This window comes from Sulfitobacter sp. HI0027, from assembly GCF_001634775.1.
Classification (GTDB): domain Bacteria; phylum Pseudomonadota; class Alphaproteobacteria; order Rhodobacterales; family Rhodobacteraceae; genus Sulfitobacter.
In genome coordinates this window covers 80,688-102,121 of the sequence record NZ_LWER01000131.1, presented here as the reverse complement: position 1 = coordinate 102,121, position 21,434 = coordinate 80,688, and the positions used below count along the sequence as shown (strand labels likewise).

General features: G+C 60.4%; 24 protein-coding genes and 1 tRNA gene. 21 read left to right on the top strand and 4 right to left on the bottom strand.

Annotation, left to right across the window (positions count from 1 at the left end; all coding sequences use genetic code 11):
* Positions 1-35: 35 nt before the first annotated feature.
* The 11 genes from A3722_RS07160 to A3722_RS07110 all read left to right on the top strand — a co-directional run bounded on the left by A3722_RS07160 (position 36) and on the right by A3722_RS07110 (position 7,861).
* Positions 36-293 carry a helix-turn-helix transcriptional regulator gene (locus tag A3722_RS07160; protein WP_067628023.1) on the top strand — a complete coding sequence of 86 codons (258 nt, stop codon included), beginning with the start codon at positions 36-38 and terminating at the stop codon, positions 291-293.
* The gene (locus tag A3722_RS07155; RefSeq protein ID WP_067628020.1) at positions 290-562 is read left to right on the top strand and encodes a hypothetical protein; all 273 of its coding nucleotides are present in this window, start codon (positions 290-292) and stop codon (positions 560-562) included. Before A3722_RS07160 ends, A3722_RS07155 begins: the two co-directional genes overlap by 4 nt.
* A 177-nt stretch (positions 563-739) precedes the next feature.
* Positions 740-976, top strand: a complete 237-nt coding sequence (locus A3722_RS23910) for a hypothetical protein (protein ID WP_150120192.1) — start codon at positions 740-742, stop codon at positions 974-976.
* Positions 973-1,848, top strand: a complete 876-nt coding sequence (locus tag A3722_RS07145; protein ID WP_236627359.1) for a hypothetical protein — start codon at positions 973-975, stop codon at positions 1,846-1,848. The genes A3722_RS23910 and A3722_RS07145 overlap by 4 nt, the downstream gene beginning before the upstream one ends.
* On the top strand, positions 1,845-2,105 hold the full coding sequence (locus A3722_RS07140; RefSeq protein WP_067628010.1) for a hypothetical protein: 261 nt from the start codon (positions 1,845-1,847) through the stop codon (positions 2,103-2,105). The genes A3722_RS07145 and A3722_RS07140 overlap by 4 nt, the downstream gene beginning before the upstream one ends.
* A gap of 3 nt (positions 2,106-2,108) precedes the next feature.
* Entirely contained in the window at positions 2,109-2,600 is a 492-nt protein-coding gene (locus tag A3722_RS07135; RefSeq protein ID WP_067628007.1) for a helix-turn-helix domain-containing protein, read from the top strand.
* Positions 2,601-2,790: 190 nt separating this feature from the next.
* Positions 2,791-3,039, top strand: coding sequence for a hypothetical protein (locus A3722_RS07130; RefSeq protein ID WP_067628004.1), 249 nt, complete (start codon positions 2,791-2,793; stop codon positions 3,037-3,039).
* A complete protein-coding gene (locus tag A3722_RS07125; protein ID WP_067628001.1) occupies positions 3,036-3,284 on the top strand; it encodes a hypothetical protein in 249 nt (82 codons plus the stop codon). The genes A3722_RS07130 and A3722_RS07125 overlap by 4 nt, the downstream gene beginning before the upstream one ends.
* A gap of 157 nt (positions 3,285-3,441) precedes the next feature.
* The gene (locus tag A3722_RS07120) at positions 3,442-4,110 is read left to right on the top strand and encodes an HK97 family phage prohead protease (protein WP_067627998.1); all 669 of its coding nucleotides are present in this window, start codon (positions 3,442-3,444) and stop codon (positions 4,108-4,110) included.
* Entirely contained in the window at positions 4,107-5,264 is a 1,158-nt protein-coding gene (locus A3722_RS07115; protein ID WP_067627996.1) for a phage major capsid protein, read from the top strand. The genes A3722_RS07120 and A3722_RS07115 overlap by 4 nt, the downstream gene beginning before the upstream one ends.
* Positions 5,265-5,521: 257 nt before the next feature.
* Positions 5,522-7,861: a hypothetical protein gene (locus A3722_RS07110; protein WP_067627993.1), complete on the top strand. Its 2,340-nt coding sequence runs from the start codon at positions 5,522-5,524 to the stop codon at positions 7,859-7,861.
* A gap of 255 nt (positions 7,862-8,116) precedes the next feature.
* Here A3722_RS07110 and A3722_RS07105 read toward each other — a convergent pair.
* Positions 8,117-8,192: transfer RNA gene (locus tag A3722_RS07105), tRNA-Thr, on the bottom strand.
* 127 nt (positions 8,193-8,319) lie between these two features.
* Between A3722_RS07105 and A3722_RS07100 the strand changes: the two genes are divergently transcribed.
* Positions 8,320-9,195, top strand: coding sequence for a hypothetical protein (locus A3722_RS07100; RefSeq protein ID WP_067627990.1), 876 nt, complete (start codon positions 8,320-8,322; stop codon positions 9,193-9,195).
* On the opposite strand, the gene A3722_RS07095 is transcribed toward A3722_RS07100, so the two are convergent.
* Both A3722_RS07095 and A3722_RS23905 read right to left on the bottom strand, forming a co-directional pair.
* Positions 9,192-10,598, bottom strand: coding sequence for a pyridoxal phosphate-dependent decarboxylase family protein (locus A3722_RS07095; RefSeq protein ID WP_067627986.1), 1,407 nt, complete (start codon positions 10,596-10,598; stop codon positions 9,192-9,194). The two genes, A3722_RS07100 and A3722_RS07095, sit on opposite strands and share 4 nt — an antisense overlap.
* Complete coding sequence (locus A3722_RS23905; protein ID WP_150120191.1) at positions 10,595-10,792, bottom strand: hypothetical protein; 198 nt, start codon at positions 10,790-10,792, stop codon at positions 10,595-10,597. The genes A3722_RS07095 and A3722_RS23905 overlap by 4 nt, the downstream gene beginning before the upstream one ends.
* On the opposite strand from A3722_RS23905, the gene hpaR reads away from it, so the two are divergent.
* The gene (gene hpaR, locus A3722_RS07090) at positions 10,785-11,255 is read left to right on the top strand and encodes a homoprotocatechuate degradation operon regulator HpaR (RefSeq protein WP_236627358.1); all 471 of its coding nucleotides are present in this window, start codon (positions 10,785-10,787) and stop codon (positions 11,253-11,255) included. The genes A3722_RS23905 and hpaR overlap by 8 nt on opposite strands.
* Positions 11,256-11,267: 12 nt before the next feature.
* Here the strand turns inward: hpaR and A3722_RS07085 are convergent, their stop codons facing one another.
* Positions 11,268-12,146 carry a 2-dehydro-3-deoxygalactonokinase gene (locus A3722_RS07085; protein WP_067627983.1) on the bottom strand — a complete coding sequence of 293 codons (879 nt, stop codon included), beginning with the start codon at positions 12,144-12,146 and terminating at the stop codon, positions 11,268-11,270.
* Between the two features lie 181 nt (positions 12,147-12,327).
* On the opposite strand from A3722_RS07085, the gene A3722_RS07080 reads away from it, so the two are divergent.
* Genes A3722_RS07080 through kynU form a run of 8 tightly spaced genes read left to right on the top strand, consistent with a single transcriptional unit; the run spans position 12,328 to position 21,421 of the window.
* Positions 12,328-14,619 carry a bifunctional salicylyl-CoA 5-hydroxylase/oxidoreductase gene (locus A3722_RS07080; protein WP_067627981.1) on the top strand — a complete coding sequence of 764 codons (2,292 nt, stop codon included), beginning with the start codon at positions 12,328-12,330 and terminating at the stop codon, positions 14,617-14,619.
* Positions 14,616-15,347, top strand: coding sequence for an SDR family NAD(P)-dependent oxidoreductase (locus tag A3722_RS07075; protein WP_067627978.1), 732 nt, complete (start codon positions 14,616-14,618; stop codon positions 15,345-15,347). Before A3722_RS07080 ends, A3722_RS07075 begins: the two co-directional genes overlap by 4 nt.
* Positions 15,344-15,805 carry a MarR family winged helix-turn-helix transcriptional regulator gene (locus A3722_RS07070; protein ID WP_067627975.1) on the top strand — a complete coding sequence of 154 codons (462 nt, stop codon included), beginning with the start codon at positions 15,344-15,346 and terminating at the stop codon, positions 15,803-15,805. Before A3722_RS07075 ends, A3722_RS07070 begins: the two co-directional genes overlap by 4 nt.
* Positions 15,795-16,595: an enoyl-CoA hydratase family protein gene (locus tag A3722_RS07065; protein ID WP_067627972.1), complete on the top strand. Its 801-nt coding sequence runs from the start codon at positions 15,795-15,797 to the stop codon at positions 16,593-16,595. Before A3722_RS07070 ends, A3722_RS07065 begins: the two co-directional genes overlap by 11 nt.
* A 43-nt stretch (positions 16,596-16,638) precedes the next feature.
* Entirely contained in the window at positions 16,639-17,790 is a 1,152-nt protein-coding gene (locus A3722_RS07060) for an acyl-CoA dehydrogenase family protein (protein ID WP_067627968.1), read from the top strand.
* Positions 17,787-19,409, top strand: coding sequence for an AMP-binding protein (locus A3722_RS07055; RefSeq protein WP_067627966.1), 1,623 nt, complete (start codon positions 17,787-17,789; stop codon positions 19,407-19,409). Before A3722_RS07060 ends, A3722_RS07055 begins: the two co-directional genes overlap by 4 nt.
* Positions 19,406-20,233, top strand: a complete 828-nt coding sequence (locus A3722_RS07050; RefSeq protein ID WP_067627963.1) for a tryptophan 2,3-dioxygenase — start codon at positions 19,406-19,408, stop codon at positions 20,231-20,233. Before A3722_RS07055 ends, A3722_RS07050 begins: the two co-directional genes overlap by 4 nt.
* Complete coding sequence (kynU, locus tag A3722_RS07045; RefSeq protein WP_067626262.1) at positions 20,234-21,421, top strand: kynureninase; 1,188 nt, start codon at positions 20,234-20,236, stop codon at positions 21,419-21,421.
* The last annotated feature ends 13 nt before the right edge of the window (positions 21,422-21,434 follow it).

Sequence of the window (21,434 nt, the reverse complement as noted above, 5' to 3'; positions counted from 1 at the left end):
GTGACCACGGTTCTAACAAGAAAGGACGTGGCACCATGAACACCCAAACTGCAACAGAGCGCGGCAATCGCGAGGCCGGGGCGACCAACCCGGAACATGACCGCAACCCCCACCGCCGGATTCAGGCGGCAACCGTCCGGCAGATGTGCGGCGGCATCAGCGACATGAGCCTTTGGCGCTGGCTGGAAAACTCCGAACTGAACTTTCCCCGCCCGATTTACATTGGACGCCGCCGCTACTGGAAAGAAGCCGAGATAGTCGCTTGGCTCGAAGCGCGCGAGGTGGCGGCATGATCCCTCGTAACCAACGCGATAATTATGAGCGCACCTCGGAATTGCTGCACGAGGCCCGCGTAATTCTCACGGCACTTGAACTGGTAGACGACAACGCACCGGAGCGCGAAAATCTCGACCGATGCGCTCAGGCTGTGCCAGCATTGATCCGTATGCTGGAAACCAAGCTGGACGAGATCGACAAGAGCCATTCGATTGAGTGGGTTGGCCTTGGCGGCAATTCCAATGGTTTGACCGACGAGGAAATCAAAACGGCGCGGGGTGAATAATTGAACACCCATATCAAAGAAACCGCCGGTCCCGTTGGAGCGGGAACCGGCGCGGGATTGAAAGCGGGCAGCTTACACCCCGATCAGTACGCAAATTCTCAGAATATGGCAACGGTCTTCTATTGGGACCGTTCCACCAACAGCGTTGAGCGACTTCGGTCTGGCCGGGATGCAGAAATGAATAGGCCCCGGCCAGACGACCGCGAACGCGCAGTGCGCTCGATTGGCTATGCTCTGACGCTGGACACCTCACAGGCATGGGAAGGGCTGAGCCTGATCCTAGAGGCGCGCACGACCACGCGAGAACGTGCTGCGCTGGCTTATGCTGCATTGAAGGCGCTCGACGATGACACAGCTTACCGCACCGCGTCGGTGGCGTTGTTTGGCGTCATAGATGGCGAGGTGCTGGCATGAGCGTTTATCAGGCTAGCCCGTTAAAGCGCCGCCGCGCCACTAAAGAAGAGATGGACAGTCGGGCGGAATTTCTCATTTCCTACGCCAACGCCCATTCTCCGGTGACCGTCCGACAGCTTTTTTATGCAGCGACCGTTGCCGAGATTGCGGGCATTGAGAAAAGCGAACTTGGCTACAATAAAGTGCAGGCGCAGGTTCTTGAACTGCGCCGCACCGGGCGTCTCCCATATTACTGTATCGCGGATTCGACCCGCTACATGCGCAAACCTCGAACCTATGACGGGTGGGAGGCCGCGCTAGAGGAAACGGCACAACTCTATCGCAAGAGCCTATGGGCAGAATCCGGCGAAGAGGTTGAAATCTGGCTGGAGAAGTCGGCGTTGGCCGGTGTTCTTTACCCCGTTACGGCGGAGTATGATGTCCCGCTTATGCCGACCGGCGGATACACCTCCGAAACCTTTGCATATGGCGCTGTCAATGCAATGCGAGGTTCAAGCAAGACGCTAGTTATTTATGCGCTCTATGACTTCGATCGTTCAGGCAGAGACGCGGCGGGATCATTGCAGGAGAAGGTGGAGCGGTTCGGCTGCGAGTTCGATGTGCCGGTCAAGTTCAATCATCTTGGTCTTTCTTATGATCAGGTCATCGACCTTGGCCTGCCGACACGACCGGCGAAACGGAACACCGTTGCGGACCAGCGATGGCCCTATGATTTTGCGGCTGAGCTGGACGCTATTCCGCCCGACACGATCAGGGACATGGTGCGGGATGCTATCGAGTATCATCTGCCCCCGCACCAAATGCGCGTCCTAAAAGACATAGAACAGGCTGAGCGCGACACCCTGATGCAATTTATCGGGAGGGCGTCATGACCTACTACACCCGCCAACCGTTCCAGAAGGCCGCGTCAGGCGCTGAGATCGAGCGACTTCTGCACCACCTGCCGACCGTCGCGCAATTGGCTGAGGAACCTTGGGTCGAAGGCTTCGCTAAATCTGTCCTGAAGCAGTCACGCCGCCGGGGTTGGTCCCCCTCCCCCAGGCAACTGCCCGTTATGCGCCAGTTGGTAAACGCCCTGTTCACCCGAACAGACGGCGGAGCCGACGACATTCAGATGATCGAGGATTAAGCGATGGGACGTGATCGCAAGAATGAGCGCCGCGCCGAGCATTTTACCGCGATGACGCGCAACATGATGGAGACGCCCGCTTGGCGGGCGCTCTCGCCTTGTGCGCAGGCTCTTTACCCGTGGCTTCGCTTAGAGTGGCGCGGTGCAAAGGCGAACAACAACGGCAAGTTGCGGCTGAGCGTCCGACAAGCTGCGGAACGCATGGGCGTTAACGTGAAGACTGCGGCCCGTGCGTTCCATGATCTACAGGCTAAGGGCTTTGTCGTGGTGGTTGAACCAGCAAGGCTTGGCTTGGGTGGAGAGGCCAAGTCACCGGCTTTTGAGCTTACGGAAATCAGCCTGCCACATAGCGACAGATCAGCGGGGCGGCGGTTGTACGTCGACTGGAAACCGGGCGCGGACTTCAATGTACAAAAAGGCGCAGTGCATAACCCGCGCGGCGGCAACCCCCGGAAAACTGCGCAGCTAATGAAGCTGGTAGGGGCTGATCTATGAATAAAACCCCGTTCCCAAAATTGGTACAGCACAGTTCCCAAAATGGGAACGTGGGGCAATTTCACGTTCCCAAAATTGGTACAAGTTGTTCCCAAAATTGGAACGGAAACAGCACTTTTCGACGACCTCACGTTCCCATTTTTGGGACATCCTTACTTACCACGTACCTACAGAGAGAAAGGGTCACAGCATGACCGAATTCCAAGAGCACTTCATTCAGCCGATGGTGGAGCAGAACGCAGAGTATCCGCTGCTGTTTATCGAAATCCTAGCCAACATGGCGGAGGACTCTCCAGAGCTTCAGCAGTTCATGATCGAGGCGCTGCGGCGCAAGGCGGAGTGGTACCAGCAGCAAGCGAACGCCACTCGGACGTTAATCGACCTCAACGAGATTGCAGCCAAGGAAGGCAAGAAAAGCCGGGAGGGCGACGACCAATGACGGACGCATCGAAGGAAACCCGCAAAGCATGTGATCAGATCATTCACCAGTCGGCAGAACTGATGCTCGAACAAGGGGCGAGTATGGGCATGCTGTTGGATCGGCTGCTTACGTTCTCAGCAGGGCAAGCCTGCAAGGTGGATGGCGCATTCCATACGGCCCAAGCATTCCGCAGCATCGCAGACCAGATCGAGGGCGGCGTTTTTGCCCATCTTGAGCCTGCCCCGGAAGGCAAAGGGCATTGACAATGAGTAGTTACAAATGCTACTATCCCAGTGAATTGAGCGGCTACCTTACCGCCAGTTCACCTTCGACCGCAGCGGCCACCACACCGCGCACGAAGCGAAAAACGCAGACGGACGGGCTTCGGCCTTCCAATTTTCGTATTCAGCGGGTCGAACTATGAGCATCAAACTCCACCACGATCTAAACACCGCCACGGCAACTCAGCTTGATCTCAAGGCTGACAGTGAAGGCCGCATTTCGGGCTATGGCTCGATCTTCGGCAACACCGACCGGCACGGCGAAGTTGTCCAGCGCGGCGCGTTCGCCAAGTCGCTGGCAGACCTAAAGCAGCGCGGCGAAATGCCGGTAATGCTTTGGTCGCACATGCAGGAGCAGCCAATCGGGCGCTGGACCTCTATGAGCGAGGACAGCAAGGGCTTGCGGGTCGAAGGGTTCCTGAACCTCAAGACTGAGCGCGGGCGTGACGCTTACGAGCATATCAAAGCGCGGGACGCTGGCGGGCTTTCCATCGGCTACAAGGCATCAAAGGACGGACGGAAGTACGCGGGCAAGGGTATCTTCCATCTGGTCGAAGTCGAGCTCTACGAAGTCTCAATCGTTACGGTCCCGGCCAACCCGGCAGCCCGTATCGAAGGCTTCAAATCCCTCGAAAGCAAATCAGAGGCAATCGACATGCTGCGCGAATGTGGCCTGTCCAAGAAAGCAGCGGCCCGCTTTGCCGCTGGCGGCTGGTCTGCACTGGCAGACGGTTATGACGAACAGAAACTTAAGCGGCTGGCGGATTCAATCGACGCGGCAACCAACATCATGAGGACACGAGCATGAAACACGACAAGCACATCACACCCGCAGGCAAGGCAATCGAACACCTGCGCACGAAATCTGGCGATCAAGACCCCATCGACATGCTGGCGCAAAAGCTGGGCGATATGATGGACGCTACCAATTCGCGGCTAGAAGGCATTGAGAAGGACACCAAGGGGCTGAGCAGCACCCTGGACGATGTTGAAAAGAAGATGCTCCGGCGCGGTGGCGGTGACCCTACACCGCAGACATGGGGCCAACAGTTCATTGCGACCAAGGGTGAAGACCTGAGCGACCTTTCGCAGCGCAACTCTGGCAGCGTTCAGATGAACGTCAAAGCCCTAACCACCGGCGCAACGTCTGGCGGGGCTATCGACGTGCCTATGCGCGATCAGACCAACATGATGCCCCAGACGCGGCTTCCGGTTCGGGCGCTGCTCAACGTCATCGCGACAGACAGCGGCACCGTTGAATATGCCTCTCAGACTACGCGCACGAATAACGCGGCAACGGTAGCTGAGGGCGCGGCCAAGCCTGAAAGCACATACGAGTGGGAACTGAAGAACATCCCCACGCGGGTCATTGCCCACTTCACCAAGGCCAGCAACCAGATCATGTCTGACGCGCCACAGGTGCAGGGCATGATCGACAGTGAGCTGCGCTATGGTCTGACATTGGTCGAGGAGCAGCAGCTTCTGTTTGGCAACAACACAGGCTCGAACCTCGACGGCCTTACGCCCAACGCAACGGCTTATGATGCGACAACGCTGGCAGGCTACACACCCGCAACCAATATCGACACCATCGGCGTTGGCATCCTGCAATGCACCCTTGCCGACTATATGCCCACAGGCATGGTCCTCCATCCGTCTGACTGGTGGGCTATGCGCTTGCTCAAAGACACTGACGGCAAGTATCTGCTGGGCGATCCGCAGACAGTTGTTGCGCCTAGCCTGTTCGGGCTGCCCGTCATTGTCACCAAGAGCATGACAGCAGGGTCGTTCCTTGTCGGTGACTTCGCATCGGTAGGGACGCTCTTCGACCGCTGGCAACCGCGCGTTGAGGTTGGCTTCGAGAACGACGACTTCACCAAGAACTTGGTCACGATCCGGGCTGAAAACCGTCTGGCACTTGCGGTCAAGAATGGTGACGCGCTGGTCTATGGCAGCTTCTAAGGGGTACCGCCCGATAAAAAAATGGAGGGGCGGAATTCGCTTACCGGCTACGGCTCCTCCGTGCGCAATATCTGGTGGCGAAAGCAGGGGTGTCCCCTACCTCGCCACCAAGCGCCAGATCGGCAGCCTGCGGCCTTGTACGGTTTCCCTAAACGCAGGTCCGTTAGTCAGAGAGTGGGTAAACCCTGACATCGTGCGGCCCTATCCCAAAGGCGGGGCGCGGCACGAAACTTTCACCAGCAGAAGCGAGACAAATCATGACTGAGCAGACTGAGCGTATCGCGATCCTGCTGGAACTTAAGAACGAAGAATTCAAAAAGAACGCCAAAACAGCAGCCGCTCAAATTGACCGCCTTGAGCGTAAGTTCAATCCTTTGGCTGCGGCTGAGGAGCGCATGAGGCGCAAGCAGGATCAGCTTAACGCGGCATTAGAGGCCGGGACGCTGACCACGGCGCGTCACGCCAAGGGCATGGACCTTTTGCAGCGCGAGTATGAGCAGACCGTCGATAAGATCGAGCGGACTAGAAACAGGGTCCTCGCAATGAATAGCACGGTTGCGGCGCAGACGGGTTTCATGGCCCGTAACCGCAACATGTTCCAGCAAGCAGGCTGGCAGGTTGGTGACTTCGCGGTGCAGGTGCAGGGTGGCACATCAGCCCTGACAGCCTTCACGCAGCAGGGTTCGCAGCTTCTGGGCGTCCTTGGCCCGTGGGGCGCTGTCATGGGCGCTGTATTGGCCGTTGGTGCGCCTTTGGCCGCTGTTCTGTGGAACCTTGGCGAGGCAACCGAGGAAACCAAGGAAAAGGCCAAGACCTTCGCTGACCGTGTGGGCGAAGCGGACGCGGCGCTTGCTGCAATGTCCGCGACTGCGGCAGACGTGTCAGACCTTGAGACATTGCGCAAAAAATACGGCGAGTTGACCGAGGAAGTTCGGGATATGGCGCTGGCACTGTTTGAAATCGACAAGCGCGAAGCCTTGGAAAAGGTCAGCGGGATCATTGAAGACGTGACCAGCGAAATTGCGAAGGCTTCCGAGGCATCGGCTGGCGTAGTCGCTGCTGCACTGGCTGCTGCGAACACAGACGCAGGGCGAAAGGCTGCTGAGGATGTTCGGCGCGAAATCGAAAAGCTGCAAACCAGTATATCTATGTTTGAGAACACTGGGCAGCCCGTTCCGCAGCACTTCTTTTCGCAACTGGCCGAACTGCGCGAAGAGCTTGCGGCGGTAGAAGGCGACTTTGCGAACATCGGTTCACTGGCGCAGGAAATCAACATATCGCCGGACCTGCTGAACCAAATCTCTCAGGCTCAAGCTGGGCTGGAAGCTGCGCGTGATGCTGGCGATTTCTCTGCCATGGCAACTCAGCTTGGCCTAATCCGTGATCTGCTAGTCGAAGCTGGCGACACAGTTTCGCAAGACGTTGTTGATGGCGTCACGCAGGCGCAGGAGAAGGCCCGCGAAATGGCTGCCCGACTGCAAGAAGGACAAGATGCGGCAGAGCAGATCGCCCGTGTTGATCTAGCGGGGGGCATTTCAGCGGGGGTTGATGAGGCGGCGAAGCTGGCGAAAAACTTCGGCATTGCGCTTAGCTTCGCGCGGCAGATTGCAAAAGAACAGGCAGGGCCGGAAAAGCCCAAGCTTGGCTACAATCTAGAGGGCGGTGGTCGCAACCCGATCCCCAATGACGTGACAAACGCCAATCTCGGCTATGGCAACCTCATCAACAGGGGGCCATCGCGGACGCGCTTCGATGTGCCTAACCTTTCCGGTTCGGGCGATGTGAGTGGTTTGGAGAGCGGCAGCGGATCGTCCAGCGGTGGTCGGTCCCGTTCGGGCGGTGGTCGTGGTGGACGTGAGCAAGAACCGTTGTTCAGCATTGCTGAAAAGGAACTGGAAAAGCTGCAACGCTCTATCGAAATGCTCGGCAAGTCCAAGGAGGAAGTCGCGGCGCTGACCGTCAAGCACAAGCTGCTGGATGAGGCCAAGAAACGCGGCTTGGATATCACCGACGAACTGCTGCAAAAGATCGACGCCGAAGCGGCCAACGTGGGCAAGCTGGCGGGTGAATATGAAAACGCCCGCGACAAGATGGCCCAGATGGAGAAAATACAGGGCGAGTGGAAAGACAGCATCATTGACGCGGCTATGGGCGGCGCAGATGCGATGGACGCTTTCACGAATAGCCTCAAGCGAGCGGCGCTGGAATACCTGCTGTTTGGTGAGGGCATGTTCGCTGGCAAAGGCGGGGGCGGTGGCCTGCTCGGCGGCATCATCAGCGCGTTTAGCGGGGCGCGGGCGAATGGTGGCCCGGTGCGCTCTGGTGGCGCTTATCTGGTGAACGAGAACACGCCGAATAGTGAGGTGTTCGTTCCTTCGCAGTCTGGCGGCATTCTCAACGTGCCGCAGGCGCAGGCGGCATTGCGCGGGTCAGGCGGTGCTCGCGGAACGATCAAGCTTATCATTGAAGAGGGTGATATGTTTGCCTCCCGCGTGAGAACGGAGGCAACCGGTGTTGCCGTTGAGGTGACGCGCAAGGGCATCCAGCAGAATAGTCGGTCGCAGGCGGATAACAAATATCTACGCGGGGGGCGGTGAAGCTTAGGCAAATTTGCCGACCTAGTTCTAATTCCGGGGAGTGGCAGACTTTGCCACTCCTCCTTTCGCACCAGTAGCAGGCCTTAACACTTCGCCAGAGGTCGATATTTTTTATGCATGGCTATGCATGGGCCGAACTTCATAAATCGTCACCAAAAACTGTCGATTGTTCCCCCAGCGTTCCCCATACGTCAAAACCAAAATAGCATGCTCAATGCGGCCTGATGTAACAGATTGATTTATCTAGGAAATAAGTGGTGCCCCCACACGGACTCGAACCGCGGACCTACTGATTACAAATCAGTTGCTCTACCAGCTGAGCTATAGGGGCACTGAGGGCTCATTTAGAGAAATGGCGCGGGGGGTGCAAGAGGGGAAATGAGAGTTTCTTTCGGATTTTACACGCGGCGCGGGACGGGCTATTCATCGCCAAGATTTTCAAGGTTGAGCGGAGTATCATGCAGCTCGTTTTGCACACAGGTGTTCATTTCACGGAAGACGAGCGGCTGCTGAAATGCCTGCTGCGCAATCAGGATGATTTTGCCAAAACCGGCGTCAAAGTGCCCGGGCCCAGCACCTATCGCAATCTGTTTCGCGATACGCTCAACGCGATGCACAAGGCAGAGCCTTCTGAGGTGGCGCGGGATGTTCTGCTTGATGCGATTCTCGATGAGGACGCAGCCAGCCGAGTGATCCTGTCGGATGCGAACTTCTTTCGCTCGCCGGCCACGGCGTTGCAAGAGGGGGTGCTCTATCCCGCGGCCGCCGTTCGGATGTTACGCATGGCGCAGCTGTTTCCCGAGGACGAGATTCGCATCTTTATGGCGATCCGAAACCCCGCGTCGCTGGTGCCGGTGCTCTATGACAAAGCGGCGGACAAGACTTCGGGGGCCTTCTGGGGGGAGCGGGGGCCGGAAGACCTGCGCTGGTCTGAGACGATTGCCCAATTGCGCGAAGCGGCGCCGGGCATTCCGATCACAGTCTGGTGCAACGAAGACACGCCGCTGATCTGGGCGCAGATCATCCGCGAGATGGCCGGATTGGAGCCGGAGACCAAGATCAAAGGCGGCTTTGATCTTCTGCACGCCATCATGTCCGAAGAAGGGATGCGACGGTTCCGCAGCTATCTCGACACCCATCCAGAGATGTCCGAGGCGCAGAAACGGCGTGTGATCACGGCGTTTCTCGACAAATACGCGCTGGAAGAAGAGATCGAAGAAGAACTCGACATGCCCGGCTGGACCGAGGAATTGGTCGAGCGGATGACGGCGCTTTATGACGCGGATGTCGAAATCATCCGCGCCATGCCGGGCGTCAGCCTGATCGCGCCTTAAGTGCCAGCGGCGGCCAATTCGGTGATCACATCATAGGCCATGGCCACATCCTCGGCCGTGGCGGTGAAGGCACCTGCTTGAAAGCGGATCACCAAAGCTCCGTCGATGCGGGTCTGGGTCAGGTAAATGCGGCCATCATCGTTGATGCGATTGAGCAGGTCTTGGTTATGCGCATCAAGGTCTGCGGTCGCGAGGTGGCGGAAGGTGAAGAGGGAGAGCATTGGCGGGGTCACGATCTCGAATCCCTCCGTCGCCTCCAGCCGTTTGGCCAAGTCCTGCGCCCATGTCACGTGGTTGCGGATCATCTCGCGCAGCCCTTCCAGCCCATGGGCACGGATCAGGAACCATAGTTTCAGTGCCCGGAAGCGGCGGCCCAGTGGGACCGACCATTCGGAATAGTTCACGATCCCATCCGCGCCGTGGGTTTTCAGGTATTCGGGCTGGATCGCCAATGTGCGGACCAAATCGTCGGGATTGCGCAGGAAATGTGTGGTGCAATCAAACTGCGCGCCGAGCCATTTATGCGGGTTCATGACCACGGAATCGGCCCGCTCGACCCCGGCCCAGAGGCTGCGGAACTCAGGGCAGATCATCGCCGATCCGGCCCAAGCGGCATCGACATGGGTATAAAGCCCCTCGGCCTCGGCCACATCCATCACGGCGGCGATATCATCGCTGGCCCCCGCGCTGGTGCCGCCGGTGCAGGCGATGATGCCCGCGGGCTGATGCCCCGCCGCGCGGTCGGCAGCGATAGCGGCGCGCAAGGCATCGGCATCCATCGCGCGGGTTGGGCCGTGGGTAGGGATACGCACAAGGTTCTCTTCGCCCAGCCCCGCAATCCAAATGGCGCGGTCGACCGAGGTGTGCACCTCTGCCGAGCAATAGACCCGCAGGCGCGGCTGGCCCGACAGACCCGCTTTGTTGCCCTGCCAGTCCAAGGCCCGCTCACGCATTGTCAGCACGGCGCAAAGCGTGGCGGAACTGGCGCTGTCTTGGATCACGCCGGTGAACCCATCGGGCAGACCGATCGCTTGGCGCATCCAATCGCAGACGCGGGTTTCCAGCTCTGTCGCCGCCGGAGAGGTTTGCCACAGCATGCACTGCGCCGCGATGGCAGAGACGAAATATTCCGCCAGCACCGAGACAGGCGCGGCATTGGCCGGGAAATACGCAAAGAACCGGGGGTGCTGCCAATGGGTCATGCCGGGCATGATGGTCTGCTCAAAATCGTCGAAAATCGCCTGCATCGCCTCGGCCCCTTCGGGCGGGGCGTCGGGCAGGGCAGAGAGCACGGCACCGGGGGCGACCTGTGCGCGGACGGGTTCATTGCGCAGGCCCGCGTGGTAGTCTGCGGCCCAATCGGCCGCACGGCGGCCCCACTGGCGGAAATCCTCCCAGTTCATCCGCGGCTCCTTTGGCCTATAATCTTGGTTGTCATACGTAATCTGTGCCCCATGTTGTTGTATTGTCTCACTGTTGTTCCGCGCGGCTTGGCCTCTTCAAGAATGATGCCGCAGCGGTTATGGTGATCGTCACGCCCTTTTGGGCGCTCTTTGACTTGGTAAGTAGCGATCAGGAAACCGTCAAGAATGGCCACAATGCCCCCCCTGCGCCGCACTGCCCGCTCCCTTCCGATTGCGCTTTTGCGCGCGCGGGAAAGGGTGATGGGGCCGATCCGGGAAATCCTGAACGAAAGCGGCATCTCGGAACAGAAGTTTCGCGTTCTGCGCGTGGTCGAGGAATCCGGCCCGATGGAGCAGACAGCGCTGGCGCAGCAAGCCTGTTTGTTGCTGCCGAGCCTGACCCGCATGCTGCGCGCGATGGAGCAAGAAGGTCTGCTGAGCCGTGCCAGTGACCCCGACGACGGGCGCAAATCTATCGTTACGATCACCGATCAGGGCCAGCAGGTGCTGCAAGACCACGCGGGCGACGCCGCCGCGTTGTTTTCGGATTTCGAAGCCCGTTTTGGCAAGCAGCGAATGGAAGACCTGCTGGATATGCTCGAAGACCTCGTTAATCTGGACATGCAGAAAAAGACTGACGGGCCAAAGAAAGACTGACGCGTAGGGGGGTTAGCCCCCCTTTGCTGCCCGCCGCACCGCGCAAATTCCGGCCAGCGCCATGCGGCTGCCCTCGGCCTCTGTCGCCGGGGCGCCCTGCTGGGTCAGAGCCCGCAAGTAAAGCTGCGCCGCGCCGCCCGTGCCGATCACCGCCAGCGTTTGCCCCAGCCAATAGGCCCGCGCCGCCGCAAGTTCCGCGCCGATCAGCGTGCCAGCCAACCGCGCCTCTGCCGTGGGCGGCGGGATATCCTTCAAAGCCAGATCAGCCCGGATGGAGGCCAAACGCCCCGCCAGCCGCTCGGGCCGCGACAGCCCATCGCTCAGCGCATCGTCAAAGGCCGTGTCGTCCAGCGCCGTGCCCTCGGCTGGGGTGCCGTCGCCCAAAAGGTCCAGCAATTCCCCGGTCAGGAAAGTCTGAAAGCTCACCACTTCGCCCGCGCTGATCTGCGCCCAGACCGAAGTCGCGCCTGGCAAGCAGATCACCCCGTCCCAGTCTTTGTTGAGGCTCAGAAAGCCCGCGATCCGTGTCTCGGCCCCTCGTAGCAGCCCGCTGGGGCTTTGCTGCCGCAGGGCGGGGATGACCTGAAGGTCGAAGTTATCCGTGGGGAGAGGCGTCGCACCTTCGGCAGTGGCGGTGCAGGGCACCATGCGGGGCGCGGCGTCGGTCCAGCCTACGGGCAGGCCCGCCACGAAGACCGGCAAACGCGGCAATTGCCACGGCGCGGTGAGTGTCTTGAGCGCGGCGTCAAAGGCCGAGGCGCTGGTCAGGCCCGCCGGGTCGCACTCCGCCGTGGCGGTCTCAAGCGCCGATCCGCCCTGCATCGCCCAGACCTGCAACCGCGCGTCTTGGACCTCAACCGCCAGCCAGTCTGCTTTGCTTACATCGGTCATCGCACCGCCTCTCGTCGTGAAGTTCCGTCTGGCATAGGCCCTGTGGGCTGCGGGTTCAATGCGTCCGATGCCCTGTCAGCCGTGAGACCGCCCAATTACTTCAAACCTAAAATATTTATCCTTGAACGAAAAAGCGACTCAGCCTAGGCTCCGTTCCAAAGCGAACCAGAGGGGAATTTCGATGCGTGCAATCTGTCTTGGCGGCGGTCCTGCGGGGCTGTACTTCGCGATTTCGCTGAAACTGCGCCAGCCCGAGGCCGATGTGACGGTGCTGGAACGCAACCGCGCCGATGATACCTTCGGCTGGGGCGTTGTGCTGTCGGATGAAACGCTGGATAATCTTGAGGTTAACGACCCCGTCTCGGCACGCGAAATCCGCAGCCATTTCGCCTATTGGGACGATATCGCCCTGCACCACAAGGGCAACGTGATCCACAGCACCGGCCATGGTTTCTGCGGTATTGGGCGCAAGCGGCTGCTGCTGATCTTGCAAGAGCGGGCGCGCGCGTTGGGCGTGAACCTGCAGTTCGAGACCGAGGTCAAGGATGCCTCCGAATACATGGATGACTACGATCTGGTGGTCGCCTCCGACGGTCTGAACTCCAGAACCCGGATGGAATTCGAAGAAACCTTTAAGCCAGACATCGACGTGCGCCGCTGCCCCTTCGTCTGGCTCGGCACGCATCAGAAATTCGACAACGCTTTTACCTTCATCTTTGAAAAGACTGACAAAGGCTGGATCTGGGTCCACGCCTATCAGTTCGACAAAGACACGGCGACTTTCATCGTCGAATGCAGCCAAGACACCTTTGACGCCTATGGATTTGGTGAAAAGACCCAAGAAGAGACCATCGCGATCTGCGAAGAGATCTTTAAGGACCACCTCGACGGCCACAAACTGATGACCAACGCCAGCCACATCCGCGGTTCGGCTTGGATCAAGTTCCCTCGCGTGCTTTGCGAAAAGTGGAGCCACCAGAATGTTGTGCTGCTGGGCGATGCCTCGGCCACGGCGCATTTCTCGATCGGGTCGGGCACGAAACTGGCGCTGGAATCTGCGATCTCGCTGGCGAAACATGTCAGCGACGACAAAGACCTGACCACCGCCTTCGAGAAATACGAAGAAGCCCGCCGCCTTGAAGTGCTGCGCCTGCAATCGGCGGCGCGCAACTCGGTAGAATGGTTCGAGGATGTTGAGCGTTACCTCGATCTGGACCCGGTGCAGTTGAACTACTCCATGCTGACCCGCAGCCAGCGGATCAGCCACGAGAACCTGCGCGAGCGTGACCCCAAGTGGCTGGAAGGAGCCGAGAAATGGTTCCTCGACCAAGCGGGTGCCGACAGCAATGGCCCCGTCCGCGCGCCGATGTTCGCGCCGTTTCAACTGCGTGACATGAAGCTCGAAAACCGCATCGTCGTCTCGCCCATGGCGCAGTACAAGGCCGTCGATGGCTGCCCGACCGACTGGCATTTCGTGCATTACGCCGAACGCGCCAAGGGTGGCGCGGGGCTGGTCTATACCGAGATGACCTGCGTCTCGCCCGAGGGCCGCATCACGCCGGGCTGTCCGGGCCTTTATGCGCCTGAGCACGAGGCCGCGTGGAAACGCCTGACCGATTTCGTTCATGCCGAGACCGAGGCGAAGATTTGCTGCCAGATTGGCCACTCGGGCCGCAAGGGCTCCACCCAACTGGGTTGGGAAGAGATGGATGCGCCGCTCAAGGCGGGCAACTGGGACATCATCTCGGCTTCCGCGATCCCGTGGTCGGACAACAATGCCCTGCCCAAAGCGGCGACGCGCGCGGACATGGACACAATCCGCGACGAATTCGTCGAAGCCACCCGCATGGCCGAGCGCGCCAACTTCGACATGGTCGAACTGCATGCGGCACACGGCTACTTGATCTCGTCCTTCATCTCGCCGCTGTCGAACCAGCGCGAGGATGCCTATGGCGGCAGTCTTGAAAACCGCATGCGCTACCCGCTTGAGGTGTTCAAAGCGATGCGCGACGCTTGGCCCGAAGGCAAGCCGATGGCGGTGCGCATCTCGGCCAACGACTGGGTCGAAGAAGACGGCGTGACCCCCGACGAAGCCGTTGAAATCGCTCGTATGTTCAGTGAGGCGGGGGCCGATATCATCGACGTCTCGGCAGGCCAGACCTCGAAACAGGCCAAGCCCGTCTATGGCCGCATGTTCCAGACCCCGTTCAGCGACCGCATCCGCAACGATGGCGGCATCAAGACCATGGCCGTGGGCAACATCTATGAGGCCGACCACGTGAACTCGATCCTGATGGCGGGGCGTGCCGATCTGGTCTGCCTTGCCCGGCCACATCTGGCCGATCCCTATTGGACCCTGCACGCCGCGGCCGCCATCGGCGACCGCCACGCCGATTGGCCGCTGCCCTACGGCCCGGGCCGCGATCAGGCATGGCGTCTGGCAGACCGCGCGGCGGAGATGGAGAAAGTATGAGCCATATCGTCATCACCGGCGGCGGCACTGGCGTTGGGGCCGAGATCGCCCATGCGGTGGCCAAAACCGGCGCCAAGGTCACCATCATGGGCCGCCGCGAGGGGCCGCTGCGCGATCAGGGCCTGCCGTTTCAGACCTGCGACGTGACCGATGCGGATGCCGTGCAAGCGGCCTTTGCCGCCGCCCGCGCCGAGAATGGCCCGATCACCGGCGTCATCGCCAATGCGGGCGCGGCGCATTCCGCGCCCTTCCACAAGATCACCGCAGAGGACATGAATGATATGATGGCGGTGAACGTCACCGGCGTCTTCAACGTCTGGCAGGCCGCGCTGTCGGAGATGAAAGACGCCGGGCAGGGGCGTTTGATCGCCGTGGCCTCCACCGCGGGGCTCAAGGGCTATCCTTACGTTGCGGGCTATGTCGCGGCGAAACATGGGGTCGTCGGTCTGACCCGCGCGCTGGCGTTGGAACTGGCGCGCACGGGCATCACGGTGAACGCAATATGCCCGGGCTTCATCGACACGCCGCTCTTGGAACGCTCGGTCGAGAATATCACGGTGACCACCGGCAAAAGCGCCGAGGAGGCCCGCGCCTTGCTGAAACGCGCCAGCCCGCAGAACCGCTTTGTCGAAACCTCCGAGGTCGCAGGTGCTGTGCTCTACCTGCTGTCGGATGCCGCGGCTTCGGTCAACGGCCACGCGCTCGCGCTATCGGGGGGCGAAGTATGAGCGATGTGGCCAAGGATCGCGTGCGCCTCTGGCTGCGGCTGCTGAAAGTTGTGCGGGGGCTGGAGCAAGAGTTGCGCGATACGCTGCGGCGCGAGCATAACACGACGCTGCCGCGGTTCGACGTAATGTCGGCCCTCTCGCGCCATCCCGAAGGGCTGAAGATGAGCCAGCTTTCGGGCGTGCTGCGCGTGTCTAACGGCAATGTCACCGGCATCGCCGACCGTCTGAGCGAGGAGGGGCTGGTCGAACGCATCCCGGTACCCGGCGACCGCCGCGCGATGATGCTGCGCTTGACCCCCGCGGGCACGGCGCAATTCGCCCGCCAAGCGCAGGCGCATGAAGACTGGATCAACGAAAAACTGCGCGGAATCTCCTCCGAGGAAGCCCGCGCCATGGCGGCCCGCCTGCAGGCTTTCGCCGCCCAAACGGAAGAAAAGGAAAAAGCCAATGCGCAGTGATGTGACGCATTTCCAATGTGAAATCAAAGACCGGATCGCCACCGTGCGGCTTGACCGGCCTGACCGCAAGAACCCGCTGACCTTCGACAGCTACGCCGAGCTGCGCGACTGGTTCCGCGATTTGGTCTATGCCGATGACGTTGATGTGGTGATCTTTGGCTCCAACGGCGGAAACTTTAGCTCCGGCGGAGATGTGCATGATATCATTGGTCCTTTGACCCGCATGAACATGAAAGAACTGCTGCGTTTCACCCGCATGACCGGCGATTTGGTCAAGGCCATTGTGAACTGCGGCAAGCCGGTCATTGCCGCCGTCGATGGCGTCTGCGTGGGCGCGGGCGCGATCATCGCCATGGCCTCGGACCTGCGGCTGGCAACGGCTGAGGCCAAGACCGCCTTTTTGTTCACCCGCGTGGGTCTTGCGGGCTGCGACATGGGCGCCTGCGCGATCCTGCCGCGCATCATCGGCCAGACACGGGCGGCCGAACTGCTCTACACCGGGCGCGCCATGTCTGCCGAAGAAGGGGAACGCTGGGGTTTCTACAACCGGCTGGTGACAGGTGAGACGCTGGAAGGTGAGGCGCTAAAGCTGGCGCAGAAAATCCAAGCCGGCCCGAATTTCGCGCATATGATGACCAAGACGATGTTGGCCCAAGAATGGGCGATGTCCATCGAACAGGCGATCGAAGCCGAGGCGCAAGCACAGGCGATCTGCATGCAAACGGGCGATTTTGAACGCGCCTACAACGCTTTCGTCGCCAAGGAACGCCCGGTCTTCGAAGGGGACTGAGCCACGAATAGCCAAAAGATAAATACGCGGGGAGGCGTAAACCATGGCTGACAAAAGTTTTCTCGACTGGCCCTTTTTTGAGCCACGCCACAAGGAGTTGGCGCTGGCTTTGGATGAGTGGGCGGCACGCGAGTTGAAGAACGTGGATCACGGCGACACCGATGGGGCCTGCCGCGATCTGGTAACGATGATGGGCCAAGACGGCTGGCTGCGCCACAGCGGCGCGGAGGGGGACGAGGTGCTTGATGTGCGCAGCCTTTGCCTGATCCGCGAAACGCTGGCGCGCCACGACGGATTGGCGGATTTTGCCTTTGCTATGCAGGGGCTTGGCACCGGCGCGATCTCACTTTTCGGGAGTGATGAGCAAAAGGCCGAATGGCTCCCCAAGACCCGCTCAGGGCAGGCTATCTCGGCCTTTGCCCTAACCGAGCCGCAGTCCGGCTCAGACGTGGCAAACTCCACCATGACAGCCACGCCAGACGGCAACGGCTATGTGCTCAACGGGCGCAAGACGTGGATTTCCAACGGCGGCATCGCGGATGTCTACACTGTCTTCGCCCGCACCGGAGAGGCACCGGGCGCCAAGGGGTTGTCGGCCTTCATCGTGCCCGCCGACACACCGGGGCTTAGGGTCGAGGAACGGCTAGAGGTTATGGCGCCGCATCCACTGGCCACCTTGCATTTCGATGGCGTGAAACTACCCGGCTCGGCGCTTTTGGGTGAGGCGGGGCGCGGCTTTGCCATTGCCATGTCGGTGCTGGATGTCTTCCGCTCCACCGTCGCCGCCGCCGCCCTCGGCTTTGCCCGCCGTGCGCTGGACGAGGCGCTTTTGCGCGTCACCAGCCGTCAGGTACAGGGCGCGCCGCTGAGCGAATTGCAACTGGTGCAGGGCCATATCGCGGACATGGCGCTTGACGTCGATGCCGCCGCTTTGCTGGTTTGCCGCGCCGCTTGGACAAAAGACAGCGGCGCGCCGCGCGTCACCCGCGAGGCGGCGATGGCCAAGCTTTTCGCCACGGATCAGGCACAAAAGGTGATCGACAAGGCCGTTCAATTGCACGGTGGCGACGGCGTGCGCAATGGCGAGGCAGTGGAGCGACTTTACCGCGAAATCAGGGCCTTGCGCATTTACGAGGGCGCGTCGGACGTGCAACGTATTGTCATCGCCCGCCAGACTTTGGGAGCCATGTCATGAAACTGCACCCGACCGGACATGAAGACACCTTCGCCCGTGAAAACCTGCCGCCCTTCGACCAGTGGCCAGACTTGCTGTTGGACCGCTTCGACTATCCCGATCGCCTGAACGTCGGCGTAGAACTAACTGACAAGATGGTGGAAAAAGGGTTTGGCGACCACACCGCACTGATCGGCAACGGGCGCCGGCGCACATACAAGGAGCTAGCTGACTGGACCAACCGTCTGGCTTCCGCGCTGGTCGAGGATTTGGGGGTGAAACCCGGCAACCGGGTGTTGATCCGCTCGGCCAACAATCCCGCGATGGTGGCCTGCTGGTTGGCGGCGACCAAGGCGGGGGCGGTGGTGGTCAACACCATGCCGATGCTGCGCGCGGGCGAGCTTGCGGCCATCGTCGACAAGGCCGAGATCACCCACGCGCTCTGCGACACGCGGTTGATGGATGAGATGACGGCATGCGCGAAAACCTCCAAATTCCTCAAAACGGTCGCGGGTTTCGACGGCACCAGCAACCACGACGCCGAGTTGGACCGTCTCGCGCTGGAAAAACCGGTGCAGTTCGAGCCGGTGGACACCGCGCAGGACGATGTGGCGCTCTTGGGTTTTACCTCAGGAACCACCGGTAACCCTAAGGCAACAATGCATTTTCATCGCGATCTTCTGATCATCGCAGATGGCTATGCGCGCGAAGTGCTGAACGTCACGCCAAGGGATGTTTTCGTCGGCTCGCCGCCCTTGGCCTTTACCTTTGGCCTTGGTGGCCTCGCGGTTTTCCCGCTGCGCTTCGGGGCCGCCGCGACGCTTTTGGAGACCGCAAGCCCGCCCAACATGATCGAAATCATTGAGAAGTACAAAGCCACCGTCTGTTTCACCGCGCCGACCGCCTATCGCGCGATGTTGCAGGCGATGGAAGAGGGCGCGGACCTCAGCAGCCTGCGCGCTGCCGTTTCCGCCGGAGAGACGCTGCCTGCACCGGTTTATCACGAGTGGCAGGAAAAGACCGGTAAACCCATGCTTGACGGCATCGGCGCGACGGAAATGCTCCATATCTTCATCTCGAACCGCTTCGACGACCACCGCGCCGCTTGCACCGGCAAGCCCGTCACGGGCTATGAGGCGCGGGTGATTGACGCCGACGGAAACGAGGTGCCGCGCGGCGAGGTAGGCCGTCTGGCCGTGCGGGGTCCAATCGGCTGCCGCTATTTGATCGACAAGCGGCAGGCGGATTATGTCAAGGACGGGTGGAACATCACCGGCGACAGTTTCACCATGGACGAGGACGGCTATCTGCATTTCGCCGCCCGCAACGACGATATGATCATCAGTTCTGGCTACAATATCGCCGGGCCGGAGGTCGAAGCGGCGCTGTTGAGCCATCCTTGCGTCAGCGAATGCGGGGTGGTCGCCGCCGCGGATGACGCGCGCGGCTCTATCGTTCAGGCGCATGTGGTTCTGGTTGACGGAACGGCCGAAGACGCCAATACTATCAAGATATTGCAGGATCATGTTAAAGCGACCATCGCACCCTATAAATACCCGCGCGACATTCGTTTCATCAAAGAACTGCCCAAAACCGCGACCGGCAAGATCCAGCGTTTCGCGCTGAGAGAGGATACATGAGCAGTTTCGACGAAGCCTCCAAAGGCGCCAAGATGGATTTCGCCAAGGACAAATCCTATGGCGATTACCTCGGGCTGGACCAAATCCTGACCACCAAGAATCCGCTCGACATGGCGCATGATGGGCTGCTTTTTATCATCCAGCACCAGACTTCGGAGCTATGGATGAAGCTGGCGATCCATGAGTTGACCGCCTGCCGAAAGGCGCTTCAGGCCGGGGAATTGCGCCAGAGTTTCAAGATGTTGACCCGTGTGGCACGGATTTTCGAGCAGCTTAATTCGGCTTGGGACGTGCTGCGGACCATGACGCCGAGCGAATATACCCAGTTCCGTCCGCACCTTGGTGCCTCTTCTGGGTTTCAGTCCTACCAGTACCGTCTGATCGAATACCTGCTGGGCAACCGGATCGCGGCGCTGACCAAACTGCATGAACACACGCCCGAACCCCATGCAGCGCTTGTGGCGGAGATGCAGCAGCCGAGCCTCTATCAGGTGGCGATTGATCTGCTTTGCACACGGCTGGGGGAGCCTTCGCTTGCCGGCAGCCCCGAGCCGCAGGCTTGGCAGCCGAAGGCCGAGGTTCAAGCCCTGTGGAAACAGGTTTATGAAGACCCGACAACCCATTGGGAACTTTACGAATTGGCGGAAAAACTGGTCGATCTCGAAGACTACTTCCGGCGTTGGCGGTTCAACCACGTCACCACCGTGGAACGTATCATTGGTTTTAAGCGCGGCACCGGCGGCACTGCTGGGGTGACCTATCTGCGCAAAATGCTTGAGGTGGAGCTTTTCCCCGAGCTTTGGCATGTGAGAGGAGCAATGTAAGTGTCTGTTTTGAAAAAAGATCAGTTCATCCTGCCGGAGGGCGTCATCTACCTCGACGGCAATTCGCTGGGGCCATTGCCCAAGGCCGCCGCCGTGCGTGTGCAGGAGATGATCACTGCTGAATGGGGTGAGATGTTGATCCGCGGCTGGAACCAAGCCGGTTGGATGGAACAGCCCGCCCGCGTTGGCAATATGGTTGCCGGGATCGTTGGCGCGCCAGAAGGCTCGGTCGTGATGGGCGACACGCTGTCGATCAAGGTTTTTCAGGCGCTGGCCTCGGCGGTGAAGCTGCGCCCGAGACGCAGGGTGATCCTGTCGGACAGCGGCAACTTCCCGTCGGATCTCTATATGGCCGAGGGGCTGGTGGGGCTTTTGGAGCAGGGCTATGATTTGCGCACCGTAGCGCCAGAAGAGGTGACGGAGGCCATCGGCGAGGACATCGCCGCGTTGATGCTGACCGAGGTCGACTACCGCACTGGCCGCAGGCACGACATGAAGGCGATCACCGAATTGGCCCATGCAAATGGCGCGGTGATGATCTGGGATCTGGCGCATTCAGCGGGCGCGCTGCCGGTGGACCTTGCGGGCAGTAACTGCGAATTCGCGGTGGGCTGCACCTATAAATACCTCAACGGCGGGCCGGGTGCGCCGGGCTTCATCTACGTCCGCCCCGATCTGGCCGACGAAGTGCAACCGGCGCTGGCCGGTTGGCTGGGGCACCGCCAGCCATTCGCTTTTGAGCAGAGCTACCAGCCCGGACAGGGGATCGAGCGGATGCGCGTCGGCACCCCGCCGGTGATCCAGTTGACCGCGCTTGAAGTGGCGATGGAGCTTTGGGCGGATGTGGACATGCAAGAACTGCGCGCGGCCTCTATCGCGCTGCAAGAGCAGTTTATCAAAGAGATCGAGCGCGACGTGCCGCAGCTGACCCTGGCCAGCCCGCGCAACAGCGCCGAGCGGGGCAGTCAGGTGTCGTTCCGCTTTGACGAAGGCTATGCCGCGATGCAGGCCGTGATCGACCGCGGCGTGATCGGCGATTTCCGCGCGCCCGACATCATGCGTTTTGGCTTCACGCCGCTTTATATCGACGCCGAAGATGTCTCCAAAGCGGTCGCGATTATCCGCGATGTAATGGAGAACCGTCTCTGGGATAACGAAAAATACAAGACCCGCGCGCGGGTGACCTGACAGCGTCAGGCGC